The organism is Collinsella sp. AM17-1 (assembly GCF_003470665.1).
Classification (GTDB): Bacteria; Actinomycetota; Coriobacteriia; order Coriobacteriales; family Coriobacteriaceae; genus Collinsella.
Window position 1 is genome coordinate 1 of sequence record NZ_QRJZ01000038.1, and the last position, 2,110, is coordinate 2,110.

Annotated in this window: 1 protein-coding gene; it reads left to right on the plus strand. The window is 56.3% G+C overall.

Annotation, left to right across the window (positions count from 1 at the left end; translation table 11 throughout):
- The first annotated feature begins 226 nt into the window (after positions 1 to 226).
- Positions 227 to 1,921, plus strand: coding sequence for a phospho-sugar mutase (locus DW195_RS10210; RefSeq protein ID WP_118206647.1), 1,695 nt, complete (start codon positions 227 to 229; stop codon positions 1,919 to 1,921).
- Positions 1,922 to 2,110: the final 189 nt, after the last annotated feature.

Sequence of the window (2,110 nt, forward strand, 5' to 3'; positions counted from 1 at the left end):
ATCGAGATTGAAGAAGGGGGAGGCCTCGCGGCCTCCCCCTTTTTTGCGTTTACATGAAACATTCCTTATGCAATTAAATCAATTTAATCATCCACCGCTGAATATAGACGTTCACCGTTCTTTGGTCGGTTCTTTGTTCTCAATGGACTAATATTTGCTTTAGCGCACTGCTGCGCTTGTCCTGTTTTACACGGGTCGTTTTATTGATTGTGACGGAAGGACTCACATGGCAGATGTTCATGAGCTGCTTGATACTTGGATTGCCAATGTCAAGGACGAGGAGCTCCTCGCTGAGCTTAACATGATGAAGGAGCAGGGTGATGAGGACGCCATCACCGACGCTTTCTTCCAGGATCTCGCCTTCGGTACTGCCGGCCTTCGCGGCACTATCGGTGCGGGCACTAACCGTATGAATATCTATACGGTCGGTCGTGCGACCCAGGGATTCGCTGACTACCTCAATGCGACCTTCAAGCATCCGACGGTCGCCATTGCTCGCGATAGCCGCAATAAAGGTGAGCTGTTCGTCAAGACGACGGCTGCCATTCTTGCAGCAAACGGCGTGACTGCCCTCGTGTATCCCAAGATTTCTCCTGTGCCGACGCTCTCCTGGGCCGTCCGCAACCTTAAGTGCTCCGGTGGCATTTGCATGACCGCTAGCCATAACCCAGCGCCTTATAACGGCTATAAGGCCTATGGCCCCGACGGCTGCCAGATCACCAGCGAGGCCGCCGATGCAATTTCTAAGGCTATCGCCGAGACCGATACGTTCACCGGCGTGAAGTCCATGGACTTCGATGAGGCTCTTGAGCAGGGTCTGGTCAAATGGATCGATGACTCGTGCCTCGAGCGTTATTACGACGCCGTTCTCGCCCGCGGCGTGACTAACCTTTCTGCCGAGGAGATCGCTGGCGCTCCGCTTAAGCTCGTCTACACTCCGCTCAACGGCACCGGCCTCATTCCCGTCACGACGGTGCTCGAGCGCGCTGGCATCACCGATGTCACGGTTGTTCCCGAGCAGAAGGAGCCTAACGGCGATTTCCCGACCTGCCCGTATCCTAACCCCGAGATCCGTCAGGCCATGCAGAAGGGCATCGATCTCTGCGAGCAGGTTCACCCCGATCTGCTGCTTGCAACCGATCCCGACGCCGACCGTGTTGGCGTTGCCGTTAAGAATGGCGATGACTATCTGCTGCTGACCGGCAATGAGATGGGCGTTCTGCTGCTCGACTATATCTGCAAGACCCGTGCTGCCCGCGGTGAGGACCTCACTAAGAAGGTTGCCGTTACTACTATCGTTTCTTCCGCCATGGTTGACGCTCTGGCCGACGAGTACGGTTTTGAGCTCCGCCGCTGCCTGACGGGCTTCAAGTACATCGGCGACATCATTACCTCGCTTTCCGATGCTGGCGAGGTCGATCGCTTTATCTTTGGTTTCGAGGAGAGCTACGGCTATCTGGCTGGCGACCACGTGCGCGACAAGGACGCCGTGAGCACTTCGCTGCTGATTTGCCAGATGGCGCAGTATTACAAGCTCCAGGGTAAGAACCTCGCCGATGCGATGCACGAGCTGTACGAGAAGTATGGCTACTACCACAACAAGACGATTTCGCTGAGCTATCCGGGTGCTGAGGGTGCGGCAAAGATGGCCGGCATCATGTCCGGTCTGCGCGAGAACCCGCCTGCGGAGCTTGCTGGGTCCAAGATTGAGGCCGTCGTGGACTACAACACCTGCGTGAACGGCCTGCCGAAGGCTAACGTCATTGAGTTCGATCTTGAGGGCGGCAACAAGGGTATTGTTCGTCCTTCCGGCACCGAGCCCAAGATTAAACTGTACATCTTCGCCAAGGGCGCGGATGCCGCCGAGGCTGATGCGGCACTTGACGCGATCGAGGAATCCGGTCGCAAGCTGTTGGCCTAAGGCTTTGAAAGCCTATTTCTATAGATAGACGGAGGAGGGGATCTCGGAAACGAGGTCCCCTCTTTATTACCGATAAATACAGCTGAGAATTCCGAATTGTGTAGGAAACGTGTACGCCCAGATTCCCGCCCACGGGGCCCCTCCGGTCTGGCAATATATCTCCTTGCCGCGCGGCCCGGTCGGACCGGA

Coding starts and splice junctions, on each gene's coding strand:
- DW195_RS10210 (WP_118206647.1), top strand. CDS start 227: ATGGCAGATGTTCATGAGCTGCTTGATACTTGGATTGCCAATGTCAAG.